Source organism: Oryzophilus luti (assembly GCF_059726245.1).
Genome location: NZ_AP040874.1, coordinates 1,507,111 through 1,522,190 on the forward strand (window position 1 = coordinate 1,507,111; position 15,080 = coordinate 1,522,190).

At 62.9% G+C, this 15,080-nt stretch carries 11 protein-coding genes; 4 read left to right on the forward strand and 7 right to left on the reverse strand.

All coding sequences use genetic code 11. From position 1 onward, the window contains the following. Positions 1–20 precede the first annotated feature (20 nt). Both AC6IZO_RS06485 and AC6IZO_RS06490 read right to left on the reverse strand, forming a co-directional pair. Positions 21–1,256 (reverse strand): HlyD family secretion protein, encoded by a 1,236-nt coding sequence (locus AC6IZO_RS06485; protein ID WP_497809172.1) that lies wholly within the window; start codon positions 1,254–1,256, stop codon positions 21–23. Further along, positions 1,253–1,918 (reverse strand): TetR/AcrR family transcriptional regulator, encoded by a 666-nt coding sequence (locus tag AC6IZO_RS06490; protein ID WP_497809174.1) that lies wholly within the window; start codon positions 1,916–1,918, stop codon positions 1,253–1,255. Before AC6IZO_RS06490 ends, AC6IZO_RS06485 begins: the two co-directional genes overlap by 4 nt. 216 nt (positions 1,919–2,134) lie before the next feature. On the opposite strand from AC6IZO_RS06490, the gene AC6IZO_RS06495 reads away from it, so the two are divergent. Next, positions 2,135–5,014: an FAD-binding and (Fe-S)-binding domain-containing protein gene (locus AC6IZO_RS06495; RefSeq protein ID WP_497809176.1), complete on the forward strand. Its 2,880-nt coding sequence runs from the start codon at positions 2,135–2,137 to the stop codon at positions 5,012–5,014. 68 nt (positions 5,015–5,082) lie between these two features. Here the strand turns inward: AC6IZO_RS06495 and AC6IZO_RS06500 are convergent, their stop codons facing one another. Continuing rightward, a complete protein-coding gene (locus AC6IZO_RS06500; RefSeq protein WP_497809178.1) occupies positions 5,083–7,401 on the reverse strand; it encodes an aldolase/citrate lyase/malate synthase family protein in 2,319 nt (772 codons plus the stop codon). Between the two features lie 334 nt (positions 7,402–7,735). Between AC6IZO_RS06500 and AC6IZO_RS06505 the strand changes: the two genes are divergently transcribed. Together AC6IZO_RS06505 and AC6IZO_RS06510 are read left to right on the forward strand one after the other, a co-directional pair. Next, complete coding sequence (locus tag AC6IZO_RS06505) at positions 7,736–8,434, forward strand: response regulator transcription factor (protein ID WP_497809180.1); 699 nt, start codon at positions 7,736–7,738, stop codon at positions 8,432–8,434. Then, complete coding sequence (locus AC6IZO_RS06510; RefSeq protein WP_497809182.1) at positions 8,431–9,876, forward strand: sensor histidine kinase; 1,446 nt, start codon at positions 8,431–8,433, stop codon at positions 9,874–9,876. The genes AC6IZO_RS06505 and AC6IZO_RS06510 overlap by 4 nt, the downstream gene beginning before the upstream one ends. Positions 9,877–9,942: 66 nt before the next feature. Here the strand turns inward: AC6IZO_RS06510 and AC6IZO_RS06515 are convergent, their stop codons facing one another. Beyond that, complete coding sequence (locus AC6IZO_RS06515; protein WP_497809184.1) at positions 9,943–10,356, reverse strand: response regulator transcription factor; 414 nt, start codon at positions 10,354–10,356, stop codon at positions 9,943–9,945. 52 nt (positions 10,357–10,408) lie between these two features. After that, a complete protein-coding gene (locus tag AC6IZO_RS06520; protein WP_497809186.1) occupies positions 10,409–11,038 on the reverse strand; it encodes an Ig-like domain-containing protein in 630 nt (209 codons plus the stop codon). A 242-nt stretch (positions 11,039–11,280) separates the two neighbouring features. Here AC6IZO_RS06520 and AC6IZO_RS06525 point away from each other — a divergent pair, with 242 nt between their 5' ends. Next, positions 11,281–12,420: an NHL repeat-containing protein gene (locus AC6IZO_RS06525; RefSeq protein WP_497809188.1), complete on the forward strand. Its 1,140-nt coding sequence runs from the start codon at positions 11,281–11,283 to the stop codon at positions 12,418–12,420. Between the two features lie 300 nt (positions 12,421–12,720). Here AC6IZO_RS06525 and AC6IZO_RS06530 read toward each other — a convergent pair whose 3' ends face one another. Next, positions 12,721–13,872, reverse strand: coding sequence for an SMP-30/gluconolactonase/LRE family protein (locus AC6IZO_RS06530; RefSeq protein WP_497809190.1), 1,152 nt, complete (start codon positions 13,870–13,872; stop codon positions 12,721–12,723). Further along, positions 13,869–15,029, reverse strand: coding sequence for an NHL domain-containing protein (locus tag AC6IZO_RS06535; protein WP_497809192.1), 1,161 nt, complete (start codon positions 15,027–15,029; stop codon positions 13,869–13,871). Before AC6IZO_RS06535 ends, AC6IZO_RS06530 begins: the two co-directional genes overlap by 4 nt. Positions 15,030–15,080 lie beyond the last annotated feature (51 nt).

The following is a 15,080-nucleotide window of genomic DNA, read 5'->3' on the forward strand; positions in this document are numbered from 1 at the left end:
ATTCGCTCCTCACCCTGCGCTTACCGCCGCGAGCCGGAGGGCCATTCGTCGCCCTTCACCAGCACTTCGCCATCGGCAGGCATGCCGGGCTTGGCGTAGCCGATGCCGCTCTTCATCTGCAACTTCACGCCGATGACCTGCTTCACGCGGTCGCTACGGAAATACGTGTTCTCGGGAGTAAAGGTCGCCTGCGGATCGATGCGCGTCACCACGGCATCCAGCGCCTTCTTGGGGTCGGAGTCGAGGTAGACATGCGCGCTCTGGCCAACTTTCACGCGGCCAATCTGTCCTTCCGGGATAAACCCGCGCAGGTAGACCTTGCCGAGGTCCAGCATGGTGACAATCGCAGTGCCAGCCGCCACCACCTCGCCGGGCTCCGCGGCGCGCGTGGCAATCGTGCCTTCGTACGGCGCGCGGATCGTCAGGTCTGCGCGGTTTGCCTGCGCCTCCGCCAGTTGCGCCTGCGCCTGATTCAGCTGATACTCTGCAGCGGACACTTCCACCTTCTGCTGTGCAATCTGCCGCTCCAGTGCCGCCGTCTGCGCGGTACGAATGGCCGGGTTGGCGAGGCTGGATTTGGCCAGTTTCAGCGCTCCTTGCGCGGCATCCGCACGCCGCCGGGCCGCCGCCACGGCTGCCGCCTGCGCATCCGCCCTGGAGGCAGCCTCGCGCCCCTGGCGCTCGGAGACCGCGCCCGACTTTGCCAGCCGCGTGTAGGCCTCGCGGTCAAACTCCGCCAGCCGCAGCGTTGACTCCTGCTGCGCCAGGTCCGCCTGCGCGGCGGCCAGTTGCGCTTCCGCCTGCTCCACGCGTCCACCGGCATCTTCGGTCGATTGCAACTCCTGCAACTTCGACTGAATCAATTGCTGATTGAGCACTGCAATCTGCTGCCGCGATGCACTCACGCGCGCCTGCGCCTGCTCAACCAGCGCCCGGGCCTGTTCCTCGCGGGCACGAATCTGCGCATCGTCCAGCAGCGCGATGACGTCGCCTTGCGCCACATGATCGCCTTCGCGAACGCGCACTTCGAGAATCTTTCCGCTGACCTTGCTCGCCAGCGCCGAATCGTCGCCCTCAATGCGTCCGCTGAGCGCCACCACCGCGTCACCGGCGCGCGATTGCCGCCATGCCTGCACAGCGAGCAGCGCGGCCAGCACCACGATGAGAAGGATGACGATTCGGACAGTCTTCATGCGCTTTGCGCGCGCGGCGTCCGGCATCGCCACCGGCTCCTGAGATTTCGGTGTATCCGTCATTTCGTTCCCTTCTTTGCGGCGCGCTGGTAATTGCGGCGGATGCCCTTGGCCGCTTCGACAGAAAATTCCGTGATGTGCTGGGCAATCTCGTCAACCGTGCGCGGGCTCTGCTTCAACTCCGGCCAGAGCATCTCCACGATCTTGCGCGCGTGAATCTGGTGCAGAATCTGCCCCATCACGCTTTGCGCGCACATCTGGGTCCGGCGGTCGCTCGCGGGACGCCCCAGCAACTGGCCCATGATGCTGCATAACACAAGCGCCTTCGGACGCATGATGCGCGCCACGACGCCTTCCATAGCGCCGGTGGGCCGTGCCAGTTCGTGCACCATGATGCGGATACTCGATGTGGAATCCTTGGCCTCGAGGAACTCCCCCACAATGCCGCGCACGAACATCTGCAGCGCCTCTTCGGGGCGGAGTTCCCGCGGCATCGACTGGGTGGCCCGCTCCACCGGTGCCAGCGACTCCAGCAACACCTGGCGGTAAAGCCCCATCTTGTCGCCAAAGTGATAGTTGACGGCGGCGATGTTGGCTCCGGCACGCGCACAGATTTCCCGCACTGTCGCCGCCTCATAGCCGACATCGGCAAAGATCCCGGTGGCCGCATCCAGCACGCGCTGCCGGGTCTCTTCGTTCGTGAGTTTTGTCTTTTGGTCAGTCATACGCTTGTTACAAACGTGATTTTTAAACACGTGTTTTACCTCTGTCAAGATAAATCGAACACCGGGGCGCGGGAGCGTTCCACCTCCGGAAGTCTTCGCCCTCTCCGGATTGCGGACGGCTCCATCCAAGGTTTTACCGCCGCAGAACACAAAGTTGAGTAAGCTAATAGGATGCGCTGTGCCGGTATCCGCCCGGCATGGCGCCGGAGACCTCATATGGCATTGGCGGTACCCCCAGCGCATTCCTTCCTTTCTTCCGAACAGATACATACCCAGCTCGCCCAGACGCTCGACGCCCGTCGCGTACTGGTGCGGCCTATAGACCTTGTTGCATTCGCCTCGGACGCCAGCTTCTATCGCCTGATTCCCAAGGCCGTGGTGCTAGCCGCCAATGAACAGGAAGTGGCGCGGCTGTTCGAGTTCAGCCACCTGCACGGAATTCCGATGACCTTCCGCGCCGCCGGCACCAGCCTCTCCGGACAGGCTGTGAGCGATGGCCTGCTGGTGGAAGTGGCGCGCCACCAGCGAACGGTGCAGGTTCTCGAGCAGGGCAAGAAGATTCGTGTGCAGCCGGGCGTGCTCGGTGCGGCTGCCAACCGCGAACTGGCACCTTACCTGGCAAAAATCGGGCCTGACCCGGCTTCGATCTCGGCCTGCACCATGGGCGGCATTCTGGCCAACAACTCCAGCGGCATGTGCTGTGGCGTCGAGCAGAATGCCTACCACACGCTGCACAGCATCCGCTTTATGCTGCCCTCTGGAACGGTGATTGACACTGCGGATGTGGGCGCCGACGCACTCTTCCATGTACACGAGCCGCGCCTTGCCGCCGGTGTGCTGGCACTACGCCAGCAGATACTTTCCAACGAGCAACTGACCGAGCGAATCCGCCGTAAGTACCGCTCCAAGAACACGACCGGCTATGGTCTCAACGCATTCCTCGACTACGAGTTGGCGGTCGACATCTTCTCGCACCTGCTCATCGGCTCCGAGGGCACGCTGGCCTACATCTCCGAGGCCGTGCTGAACACCGTGCCGGAGCTGCCCGTGAAGTACACCGGGCTGCTCCTCTTCCCGGACCTGTTCGCCGCCAGTGATTCCATCGTTCCTCTGCGGCAGGCGGGAGCAAAAGCCCTCGAGATCATGGACCGCGCCGCGCTGCGTTCAGTGGAGGATCAGCCAGGTACGCCAGCCTCCATCCGTGGATTGGGTGAGGACGCGGCCGGGCTGCTCGTCGAGTTCCAGACCGCGCAGGAGAGTGACCGTTCGCAGCTTGAGGAGATGGCGCGTACAGGCACCGCCGGGCTTCGTCTGCTGGAGCCAGCGGCCTTCACCCACGATGCCGCAACGCAGGCGGCTTACTGGAAAATCCGCGCCGGCATGTTCCCCTGCGTCGGGGCCGTGCGCAAAAGCGGTACCACGGTCATCATCGAGGATGTTGGCTTCCCCATCGAGCACCTGGCACCCGCCGCGCGCGATTTGAACGGACTCTTCCGCAAGCACGGCTATGACAACGCCATCATTTACGGTCACGCCAAGGACGGCAACCTGCACTTCGTCATCACGCAATCATTCAACACGCAGGCGGCCATTGACCAGTACGCGCGCTTTACCGACGAGATGGTGAAGATGGTGGTGGAGCGCTACGACGGCGCGCTCAAGGCCGAGCACGGCACCGGGCGCAACATGGCGCCGTTCGTGGAGACCGAGTGGGGGCCGGAGGCCGTGGCCATTATGCGCGAACTCAAGCAACTGGCCGACCCGCACGGACTCCTGAATCCCGGCGTCATCATCAACGCGGATTCACGCGCGCACCTGCGCAACCTAAAACAGTTGCCCAGCGTGGAAAGCGAGATCGATAAGTGCATCGAGTGCGGTTACTGCGAATCGCATTGCCCCAGCCGCGAGCTGTCGCTCACGCCGCGCCAGCGCATCGTCACCCGGCGCGAGCTGACACGCCTGCACAATGCAAAGAACGCTGATCCCACGCAACTCGCGGCACTCGAGCGCGACTTCCCTTACATGGCGCTCGACACCTGTGCCGCCGACGGGCTCTGCGCCACCGCCTGCCCGGTCAGCATTGACACCGGCAGCCTCGTCAAGCGGCTCCGTGCCAGCATGAACTCCGCCCGCGCGCAGAGCGTGGCCATGTTCACTGTGCGCCACTTCGCAAACATCGAGCAGGTCATTCGCTTCGGGTTGGGCGCGGCGCACCTGGCGCAGCGCGTGATTGGCTTCGGCGGCATTCGCGCCATCACGCGTGTGCTGCGCGCGGTCTTTGGCAGCCAGATGCCGGAGTGGACGCGCGAAATGGCAAAGCCTGCCGAGGCCGCGCTGCCTGTGACCGACGCGGCGACCGCGCAGGCCATTTACTTCCCAAGTTGCATCTCGCGCGCCATGGGCCACCTGCCCGGCGAGCCGAGCAGCACGTCTCTGGCACAGGCCTTTGTGAGCATTGCGCAGCGTGCGGGCTCGCCCGTGCACATTCCGGAAGACGTCGCCGGTACCTGCTGCGGCACGCCTTATTCGTCGAAGGGCTTTACGGAAGCGCATGCGGCGATGGCGAACCTGACCATCGAGCGCATGTGGCGGTGGTCTCGCGAGGGCCAGTTGCCAATCGTGATGGACACCAGTCCTTGCACCTACGGCGTGCTGCACTCGCGCGGCGCGCTCACCCCGGAGAACCAGCAACGCTTTGACCGCATGCGCATCCTCGACAGCATTGCGTACACGGCCGACACGCTGCTGCCTCGCCTTACGCCGCTGCGCAAGCAGAAGCCCGTGGCGCTGCACCCGGTCTGCTCCGTGGTAAAGATGGGCCTCACTGGAAAGCTCGAAACAATTGCGCGCTGGGCCAGCGAATCCGCCTACGTGCCGCCCAACGCCGGCTGTTGCGGCTTTGCCGGAGATCGCGGCTTTCTGGTGCCGGAGTTGACAGCCTCCGCCACCCGCCTGGAGACCATCGACGTGCACGCGCACAATCATCCGGGCGGGTGCTACTCCAGCAGCCGCACCTGCGAGATGGGCATGACGCGCTCGACCGGCGAAGTCTACCGCTCGTTCATCTACCTCGTTGAGGAAGTCACGCGGCCGTAGCGTGCAGGCAACGCGCAAGTCAAAAGCCCCGCCAGTGTGGCGGGGCTTTCCTTTCACTTTGGCAGGTCTCATCGCGCGGCCATCACCGCCGACTCCGCAAACACGTCGAGGATGTAGTCATGCGCCTCAAGAATCGCGGGCGCGTATTCGCCCGTTTCAACGCGCTTCACCACTTCCTCGCGCGGCAGATCGAAAACGGCGTCGAGCACCTGTGCGCGCTCGCGCTCACCCGCTTCGCCCACCACAAACAACAGGCGCGCGCTGTGCTGCACGTAACGTGGCGAGAGCAATTGCCGCCGCAGCAATTCCATGATCACCGCGGCCTTCGTGCGGTCAAAACGCGAAGCATCGCCACGCTTGTCCTGCTCGGCGAAAAATGCGGCGGTCCATTCGCCGTGGTACTGCCACACCTTCTCGAACAGCTCCGACGTAAAGTGCGTACCAGCCTTCACCGGCTCGGCATCGAGCGCGGGAACCACGCCGTCCTCGGTCAGCTTTGCGCGCTTCAGGTGTCCATCGCGCGTGATTACCGCCTGATGTTGCACCAGCGTCCACAGCCACGACATGTCGATGCGATACGTCGCCAGGTCATTCATAAAGCGCAGACGCAGCTCGTAGTCGTCGATGGCGGCGGCAAAGTTGCCGTTCAAAATCTGGAAGCCATAATTGGCCGCCATGTAGAAGGCGTGCTGAATGTGCTCGATGGTGACATCGCCGGATGGTACGCCGTAGATCGCGGCCCACAGTTCCGGCGAGAGCAGCTTCTCCGGCGCATCGAGAGCTTCACGCCGCACCACGCGTGGTGTAATGCTGCCCTGCTGGTTCACCAGCCCGCGCAAGCGGAAGACCTGCATCTCTGCCTCGCTCAGGCCGCTGCCTGCCACCGGCACCGGCTTCCTGTTGACTTCTATGCTCCGGCGCGGCGCATCCAGCAACATCTGCAATTCGGTCAGGCGCGCGCGCAGCGGACGGTTGCCCGCCTCCACATAGGCCTTTTCCGGGCTGGCCACCCAGCTCTGCCGGTAGGTGTCGTAAAGCCGTCCGCGTACCTTGCCCGCAATAATCTCCGCCAGCGTTGGCGCGGCCTCTGCGGACAGTTCGCCATCAGGAACAAACATGAGGCCGAGCAACCGCTCGCGCAGCTTATCAATCTCCATCGCGCGGAACGCGAGCTGGTTGTAGCGCGAGCGCCCGTATGGGTCGGATTCCTGGTAGATCATCACGGCCGCCATGCCGCCGATGGGTCCGCCCTGCGTCATTTCTCCGTCGCGCATCGCGGCCATCATCATCAGCAGTGCGTTGTAGCGCTGGTAGGCAATCATGTTCGGCGAGGCCATGCCGATCGACTGCGGATCTGGGAAGACCCCCTGCGCGTCGTCCTTCCACATTTCGATCAGACTGCCGAGGTAGTCCCAGCGTCCGACGTTGGTGCCGAGCAGTCGCCGCCGCAGCGTCCACAGGATGGCAGGCAGATAGCGTCCGCCGTTGCCTTCCTCGTAGAGCATTTTGATTTTGATAGTGCCGGTCGGAAGGCCCATCATCGCCTCCAGCCGCGCAAACATCTTCTCCACGATCAGCGCCTCGTGCGGCGTCTGGAGCTTGGGGATGTAGTAGTACAGGCCGGTGCCGAGCTTGCGCAGAGAATCATAGTTGTTCAGCGCCCACAGCACGGCAACCACAATCAATCCCGGCGCCGCATGACCATCCACCTGCACGTGCTCAAAGCGTATGTGCAGGCTCGGCGGACGCACAAAGCGCTTGGGCCAAGCCGCCGCGGGCTTCGTCAGCCGGTAGGCGCGCGTCTTGCCCTTCTTTTCCACCTCGTAAGCGCGCTCGGTCCATTGGCCTTCAAAAATCTGCTTGGCGTTGCGCAGCGCGGCAAAAACGCCGATGGGCTCGCCGGAACCCGCCGGACGAAAGTGCGCGGGGGAAGCATCCTCGAAGTCCGGCATGTTCATCGGCGCTTCGCTGTTCAACGCGTTGAACGCCATGTCCAGCGGCGCCCACGGGCCGGTCAGTTCAAGTCCCGGATTCGCGAGCGGATGCGCGTCGGCGGGAACCGGAACTTCGTCATTCAGCCGCCAGCGCAGCGGCGTGTCCTTGCCCAAAAAGTTGTCGATCAATCCCTGCACAATTTCGCGATAGCTGCGGGATTCGCCATTGATGGGATCTTCAAAGCTCTCGCTCCACTGCGGCCAGGCGTATTTCTGACGCACCGGAGAAGCATCCTGCAGCAGGCTGTGCCGCAGGGCGAGTGCGCGCGCAATCAGCGGGTCAAGCTCGCGGGTGAGCGTTGCGATGGTGCCATAAACGTCCAGTTCGCGTCCGTTGACGCGCTTGGTACCAAACAGTTCCGGGAACCCTTGGGATATCTCCTGCTGGATCATCGTCACTCCTGACAGTGAAATTCCTCTTGGATGGTTGATTGGGAGCCTTGGGCCTTGGGTCCTGCACATCTCCGGCGCCGGGGTGGTTGCCTTTCGCTATCAGATGTCCGGAGCACCGCAAAGGGTTGCAGGAAAATCAACTTTTGCGGGTCATTGGACCGGTTGGGGCCACCCGGCAGGCCTGATCAGGGCGAATCCGCGAATATTTCGGCCTCCGGGCAATTTCTACATACATCTTTACAGGAAATCCGTCTATTTTGAGTGGAGGGGAGGAGTGTCTCCGGGCTTACCTCCTGAATCCGGGCTTTTGCCTCAACCTCCTCCGGCTAATCAAATGGATAATGTACTGATCGTCGATGATGATGTGGAGCTGTGCACGCTGGTCAAGGACTACCTTGAGCCGCAGGGTTTCCACGTAGAGGCCGTGCATGACGGCTGCACCGGCTTGGAACGCGCCAAGGCCCGCGAGGCAGACATCCTCGTGCTGGACATCATGCTGCCCCGCCTCAACGGGCTGGATGTGCTGCGTCAGTTGCGCCGTGTCTCCTCCATGCCCGTGCTGCTGCTGACCGCCCGCGGCGCCGAACTGGACCGCATTCTCGGCCTGGAACTGGGCGCGGACGACTACCTCGCCAAGCCGTTCAATCCGCGAGAACTGGTGGCCCGACTGCGCGCCATCCTGCGCCGCACCATGACCAGCGAAACCGGCCTGCCCCGCATCCAGATGGGCGACGTTGAGCTCGACCTGGGTCAGCGCATCGTCACACGCGCTGGCAAGGAGGTTCCGCTCACAGGCATGGAGTTCAATCTGCTGTTGACGCTGGTGAAGAACGCGGGCAAGATCATCGGGCGCGACGACCTGTGCCGCGAGGTGCTGGGCCGCTCGCCAACGCCGTATGACCGCAGCATTGACGTGCACGTCAGCCGCCTGCGCAAGAAGCTGACCACCGATCCGGGCATGACCGACCCGATCAAGACGCTGCGCGGAGTCGGGTACGTCTACACCCTTCCGCCAGCGGCGGAGAACGCTTGAGCCTGTTCAGCAAAATCTTCCTCTGCTTTGTGCTGACCATCGCGCTGGCGATCGCCGCGACGGTCTGGCTCTATCCGCCGCCGCAATCGCCGCCGCCGCCGATCGTGCGCGACTTCCGCACCTACATGCAGCCCGTCGGCCGCCTGCTGGTCACGCTCACGGAGAACGGCCAGCAGGACCTGGCACGCCAGTTTCTTAACCAGTCCAGCCACGAGCGCGGCGCGCACGTCTCGCTCTTTCAGGGCGGCAAACCGGTGCTGGGAGACACGCCCGACCCCGTCATGCAGAAGGTGCTCACCGGCACCGACGAGCAATTCATCGACGAAGGCAGGCTCTACATACGCATCCCCATGTCCGGACAGCACGCCACGGCCTATGTGCTCGTCGCTTCCATGCCGCTGCATCAGAAGGGTGGAGGGTTTGAAGGCGGTGCGGGGCCAGGGGACGGCGCGGGCAGCGAAGGCCCCGGGGCAGGCCCCGGAGAACATGGCCCCGGCTTTTGGGGTGACCCCCTCTGGTCACGTCTCGGCATTCTTCTCATCATTGCCGCAGTCGTCTGTTACGGCCTTGCCGGCTATATTTCGGTGCCAATCGTCGTATTGCGGCGTACCACGCACAAGCTCGCCTCAGGAGACCTCTCCGCACGTGCTTCGTCGCGGCTACCTACCGGGGGCGATGAAATCGCCGGCCTGGTTACGGACTTCAACGCCATGGCCGACCGCCTGCAGGCACTTGTTGAGTCGCAGCACCGCATGACCTCGGACATTTCGCACGAGTTGCGCTCGCCGCTGGCGCGCCTGAGCGTGGCGGTGGAACTGGCACGCAACAGCGCCACTCCCGCCAGCGAAGCAGCATTGAACCGCATTGAGATTGAGACTGCCCGCCTGAACGATCTGGTTGGCGAGATTCTGACGCTCGCGCGCCTGGAAACGCGCATCGATCCCGAAACGTATGTCCGCATGGACTTGGTGCCGCTCCTTGAGAACGTGGTCGACGACGGATCCTTTGAAGCAGCGCACAACGGCTGCCAGGTCACGCTGAGCGCGCCCGAACACTGCTGGCTTGTCGGCAATCATGAGCTGTTGCGCCGCGCGGTGGAGAACATCGTCCGCAACGCCATCACCTACTCGCCCAAGGACTCCACCATCGAAGTCTCCGTGGCGCGCTCCAGCACCGAGCCTTCAATGGTTTCCGTGCAGATCCGCGATCATGGTCCGGGCGTGGCAGAGAACGAACTTCAGGACATTTTCCTTCCCTTCCATCGCAGCGAAGGCGAGCAGATGCGCAGCGGACACAGCGGCTTGGGACTCGCCATTTCGCACCGCGCCGTGCGCCTGCACGGCGGCAACATCCGCGCCACCAACGCATCCGGCGGAGGATTGCTCATCACGATTGAGCTTCCTGCGGCACCCGAGACAGAAAAAGAGCCCGCCGGTAGATAGCCCCGGCGGGCGTAGCTTTCGTGCGAGGATTACGTTCGAGAGAGTGTGTGCCGGTACGCGGCTGGCTCAGGCTTCCGCCAGAATTCCCTGGGTTCCCATGATCAGCTCCGCCTTGCGTATGAAGGCGTCGGCGCCGCTGCTGACGGCGTCGCGGCGCACCTGCTCGGAGTCTTCGGCCGACATCAGCACCACGCGGGTCTCTGGCATCACCTTCTTGATCTCGCGGGCTGCGGCGCAGCCGTCCAGCACAGGCATGTTCACGTCCAGCAGCACCAGATCCGGCTTCAAGGCAATTGCCAGGGACAGCGCCTCTGCGCCGTTGCTGGCGGTGCCAACCACTTCGGCGCTGTCCTCCATCAGGCAGCGTATGCCGTGGAGCAGTTCCGGAATATCGTCGGCGATGATCGCCCGCGGACGCAGGCTGCCGCTGGAAGCGACGGGGCTTTCCGCGCTGGCCGCGCTGCAACACCTGTTCGCCATTTCGATGGACTCCTTCTCTGCCCGCTTGCCGCCCCTTGCCCTCGCCGGTCCTCTATGTGGACGAAACGGTAATGGTGGAAGTATCGGTTAACGTGCCGCCGGAATACTCGGCGGTAATCGTAATGGTGGCGCTGCCGCTAGCCACGGCCGTCACCAAGCCGCTGCTGCTCACCTTGGCCACGCTGGTGTCCGAGGAGGTCCAGGTCACGTGCGTTGGCACTGAATAGCTGGAATTGTCAGCAAACTTCGCCAGCACGCTCAGTTGCCGCGTGTAGCCAACCACGACGGTCGCCGAGGACGGCGACAGAGTGATGCTCGACAAGGTGTCCGGCCCCACGGTGAATGAAGTTGTCTGGCTGGCCGTGCCGGTCTTCGCTTTGATGGTCGTCGAGGCCACGCCGGAACCATTGCCGACTGCCGTGACCAGTCCGGTGGAGCTGATGGTTGCCACGCTCGTGCTTGAACTGCTCCAGGTCACAGTGTTCGTCGAATCGACGCTGTCGCCGCCAACCGTGGTGCCGGTCGCGGTGAACTGCTTGGTTTCGCCCGCGATGGCAAAGTAGCTCTCCGGCGAAAGGTCGATGGTGTCGAGGTCGCTGTCCGAGAGGAAGAAGCCACAACCTGGCAACAGCAGGCTCTGCCCAACCAGCACGAGGATCAGAAGTGTGCGCTTGAAATTCATACGTGTCTTACGAGAGCTTCGTGCCCTCAGGATAAGACGCGCCAGCCTCCATTCCCCTGTAAAGAATGATTGCGTTTGCATCCTGCGCAGGGATTTCTCTGGAAAATGATTTACAAAGATTCACACTGTGCTGCTCGACGGCACAAGTTGCCGCCTCGCGAACATTTGTGCCATGCCACGACCGTGACTTTCCGATAGAATGTTGATGTTCTGAGCATTGCGTATTCTTGCCTGGAGGCACAATGTTGCGGTTTCGATCCCGTTTTGAATTCATCACCGTTGGCTTTTGCGCGCTGGCCGCCACTTCGCTCCTTTTGCTGAGCGTTGCTTGCGGCACTGGCGGTAACAGCACAGACAACGGCCACATCGCGGCCTTTGCCGGAACCGGCACCAAGGGCTTCAATGGCGACGGTTACGCCGCCACGGACGCTGCACTCTATTCGCCGCTGCGTCTCGCCGTCGACTCCAGCGGAAACGTCTATGTCGCAGATTATGGCAATCACGCCATCCGCAAGGTCGATACCTCTGGCAATATTCACACCATCGCCGGCATCGGCATTGCCGGCTACGCCGGAGACGGCGGCGATGCCACGGCGGCCACGCTGAACTACCCCAGCGCGCTCACCCTGGATGCCAGCGGCAACCTGTACATCGCCGATTCCAAGAACAACGTCATCCGCAAGATCAACAGCAGCGGCATCATCTCCACCGTGGCCGGCACCGGCACGGCCGGGTACACCGCCCCGGGCGGACAGGCCACCGCAACGAAGCTCAACTATCCGACTGGCCTCGCCGTCGATAGCACGAACGGCTTCCTCTACATCTCCGATACGAACAACCATGTCATCCGCAAGGTTGTGCTCTCCACCGGCGTTGTCAGCGACTTTGCCGGCACCGGCGGCACCTCGGGCTTCGGCGGAGACAGCGGTGTGGCCACCAGCGCCCTGTTCTATAAGCCGCAGGGCCTGTTCCTTGACGGCTCCGGCAACCTGTTCGTGGCCGATACCGGCAACCACGCCGTGCGCAAGATCGTCGTCAGCACCACCATCGTCAGCACCGTGGCTGGCAACGGCGTCTACGGCAGCGGCGGTGATGACGGCCTGCCGACCGGCGCTGTGCTGGCCGCACCCACCGACATGGTCACCGATGCCAGCAACAACCTCTACATCGCCGATTCGACCAACGCCGTCATTCGCGTGGTCTATGCTTCGACCGGCAAGATCAAGACGCTTGCGGGAACCGGAACCTCCGGCTACAGCGGCAACGGTCACTCGGCTACCAACGCCGAACTGGATCAGCCGACCGGCCTGGCCTTCCTGAGCACCGGCAAGTTGCTCATCGCCGACTCGGCCAACAACCAGGTTCGCAAGGTCACCTTCTAGGGATCGCGAGCCTCGCGCAGGAACGAAGGCCAGTGGCACCGCCACTGGCCTTTCTGCTGCCCCGCAGAAACTCCACCTCCAGCCTGCTCTTGTGATTGCCTCTCGCGCTTCAATCAGCGTCTGTAGGCGCGAATGAGCGGCGCTCTGCGCTCTGCAGAAGCCCCTTGCCCGTGTACAGGCTGCGAGCGCACGTGCAGAGAGCACCAATGCGCAGCGCCCCGGCGTGTTACACGCGTGCTTGGGTACAAATGGAAAGGGCCAGCGGAATTCCGCCGGCCCTTGATCGTGTCTTCCGTTGTTCTACTTGGAAGTGATCTTGCGGATGACGTTGTTGGTCGAATCCGCAACGTAGAGGTTATCGCTGGAGTCAATCGCCGAGCCGAGGGGCGCATGGAAGTCCGCATCCTTGGCGCGGCCCTTATCTCCGCTGTATCCGGCGGTACCGGTGCCCGCATAGAGATAAATGCGCGCATTGGCGGCAACAATAATGCGCATGAGGTGGCTGATGTCGTCGGTCACGATCACGTTGTTGCTGCTATCGATGGCCAGGCCGTAGACGTGCATGGTGGACTCGTTCGCCAGCTTGCCGTCTCCCGCCGTACCACTGACGCCGGTCCCCGAATAGGTCGTGATCTTGCCGTTTGTATCAACCTTGCGCACGACAAAATTACCGTGGTCTGCGATGAAGATGTTGCCCTTGCTGTCCACCTTGACGTCGCTGGGAGCCGAAAGCTCGGCTGCGCCCGCAGCAAACGTGTCACCGTTGTAACCGGCCGTGCCGTTGCCGGCCACCGTGGAGATGACGCCGCTCGTCAGGTTGATTTTGCGGATGACGTTGTTGCCGAACTCGGCTACCAGCAGGTTGCCGTCGGAATCCAGCGTCATGCCCTTCGGGCTGCTCATGGTGGCCGCAGTCGCCTGCCCGCCATCGCCGCTATAGCCGCCTGTGCCAGTTCCGGCAATGGTGCTGATGACGCCGGTGCTCATGACGACCTTGCGAATCACGTTGTTGATTGTGTCCGCGATATAGAGGGTCGAACCGTCGGAGGTAACCGCGACACCCGCCGGAGAATTCAGCGTGGCCGAAGTTGCCAGTCCGCCGTCACCGCTGTAGCCGGAGCTGGTACCGATGCCGGCGATGGTGGTGATGTCCTGGCTGCTGTGGTCCACGTAGCGAATCGCGTGGTCGGCGGTGTCGGCAATATACATGTTGCCCGCGGAATCCAAGGCAACTGCCGACGGCGTCTTCATCTCTGCCGAGCGCGCCGAGCCATTGTCACCGGCAAAGGCGCCAATGCCGTTACCGGCCACCGTGGAGACGGTGCCGCCGACATACTGGTCGGTGTTGCTTCCGGTGCCGCAAGCGGCCAGGCCCAGGACCCAAACGCACAGCACGGCTCCAACGCAGGCCAACACAAACTGGTTTGCTTTCCGTCGCGTTGTTCCGATCATTTGTATACCTTCCGGATCACGTTGTTGCCGGAGTCCGCAATGTAGATGTTGCCGCTGCTGTCGAGGGTGACTCCGCTGGGCGCGAACAGGTGGGCCTTGGTGGCCTTGTCGCCGTCGCCGTAGTAGCCGGAGATGCCGTCACCGGCCACCGTGCCGATGTTGCCGTCACTGCCAACCTTGCGCACCGCGCTCGCGGAGAAGTCCGCGATATACAACTCGCTGTTGAAGTACGCCAAGCCGCGCGGGCTGTTCAGCTTCGCCGCCGAGGCCTTGCCGCCGTCGCCGGTGTAGCCGGCCGTGCCCGTGCCCGCAAAGGTCGAGATGTTGTTGCTGGTATCAACCTTGCGCACCACGTGGTTCTGCGAATCCGCAATGTAGAGGTTGCTGGAGCTGTCCACGGCAACGTCCATCGGGTAGTTCAGCGTGGCTGAAGTCGCCGCGGCGCCGTCGCCGCTGTAGCCCGCACCGAGCGTGTTGTTGCCAGCCACGGTGGTGATGATGTTGGTGGAGTGATCCACCTTGCGGACGACCTGATTGCCGTAATCGGCAATGTATAGATCGCCGCTGGAGTTGAACGTCAAACCCATCGGGCGGTTCAGCGTTGCCGCCGTGGCCACACTGCCATCGCCGCCGTAGCCCTGCGTGGAGGTGCCCACCACCGTGGTGATGATGCCGGAGGAGTGGTCGATCCTGCGCACGACGTTGTTGAGCGTGTCGGAGATGTAGACGTCGCCGGAGGAATTCAGTGCCACGCCCTGCGGCTGGTTCAGCTTGGCGTTGGTTGAGGAGCCGCCGTCTCCGCTGTAGCCCGCGTTGCCCACGGTCGAATCCGTGATGATGGTGCCCGCGATGCGGTAGATGTAATAGGTGCCTTCGCTGCCGGAGGCCTTGTACAGGCTCACCGTGCGGATTAGGTCGTTGCCGGAATCGGCGATGTACAGCTCATTGCTGCTGCTCATCACGCACTTGAGCGGAAGATTCATCTCGGCCTTCAAGGCGTTGGCCGAGTCTCCGCTGGAGCCTTGCACCCCATTCCCGGCGAAGGTTCGGATCTTGCCGGAGTTGCTCGAGCCGCAGGATGCGGCGCCTAATACGGCTATCGTTATCGCCGCACACAGTGCTGCCAGCGGCGTGCGGCTTCGCCACGAAAAAGACATGAACTCCCTCTCTGTTACCTGCTCATTCAAATATTACACCGTCGGTTGAGA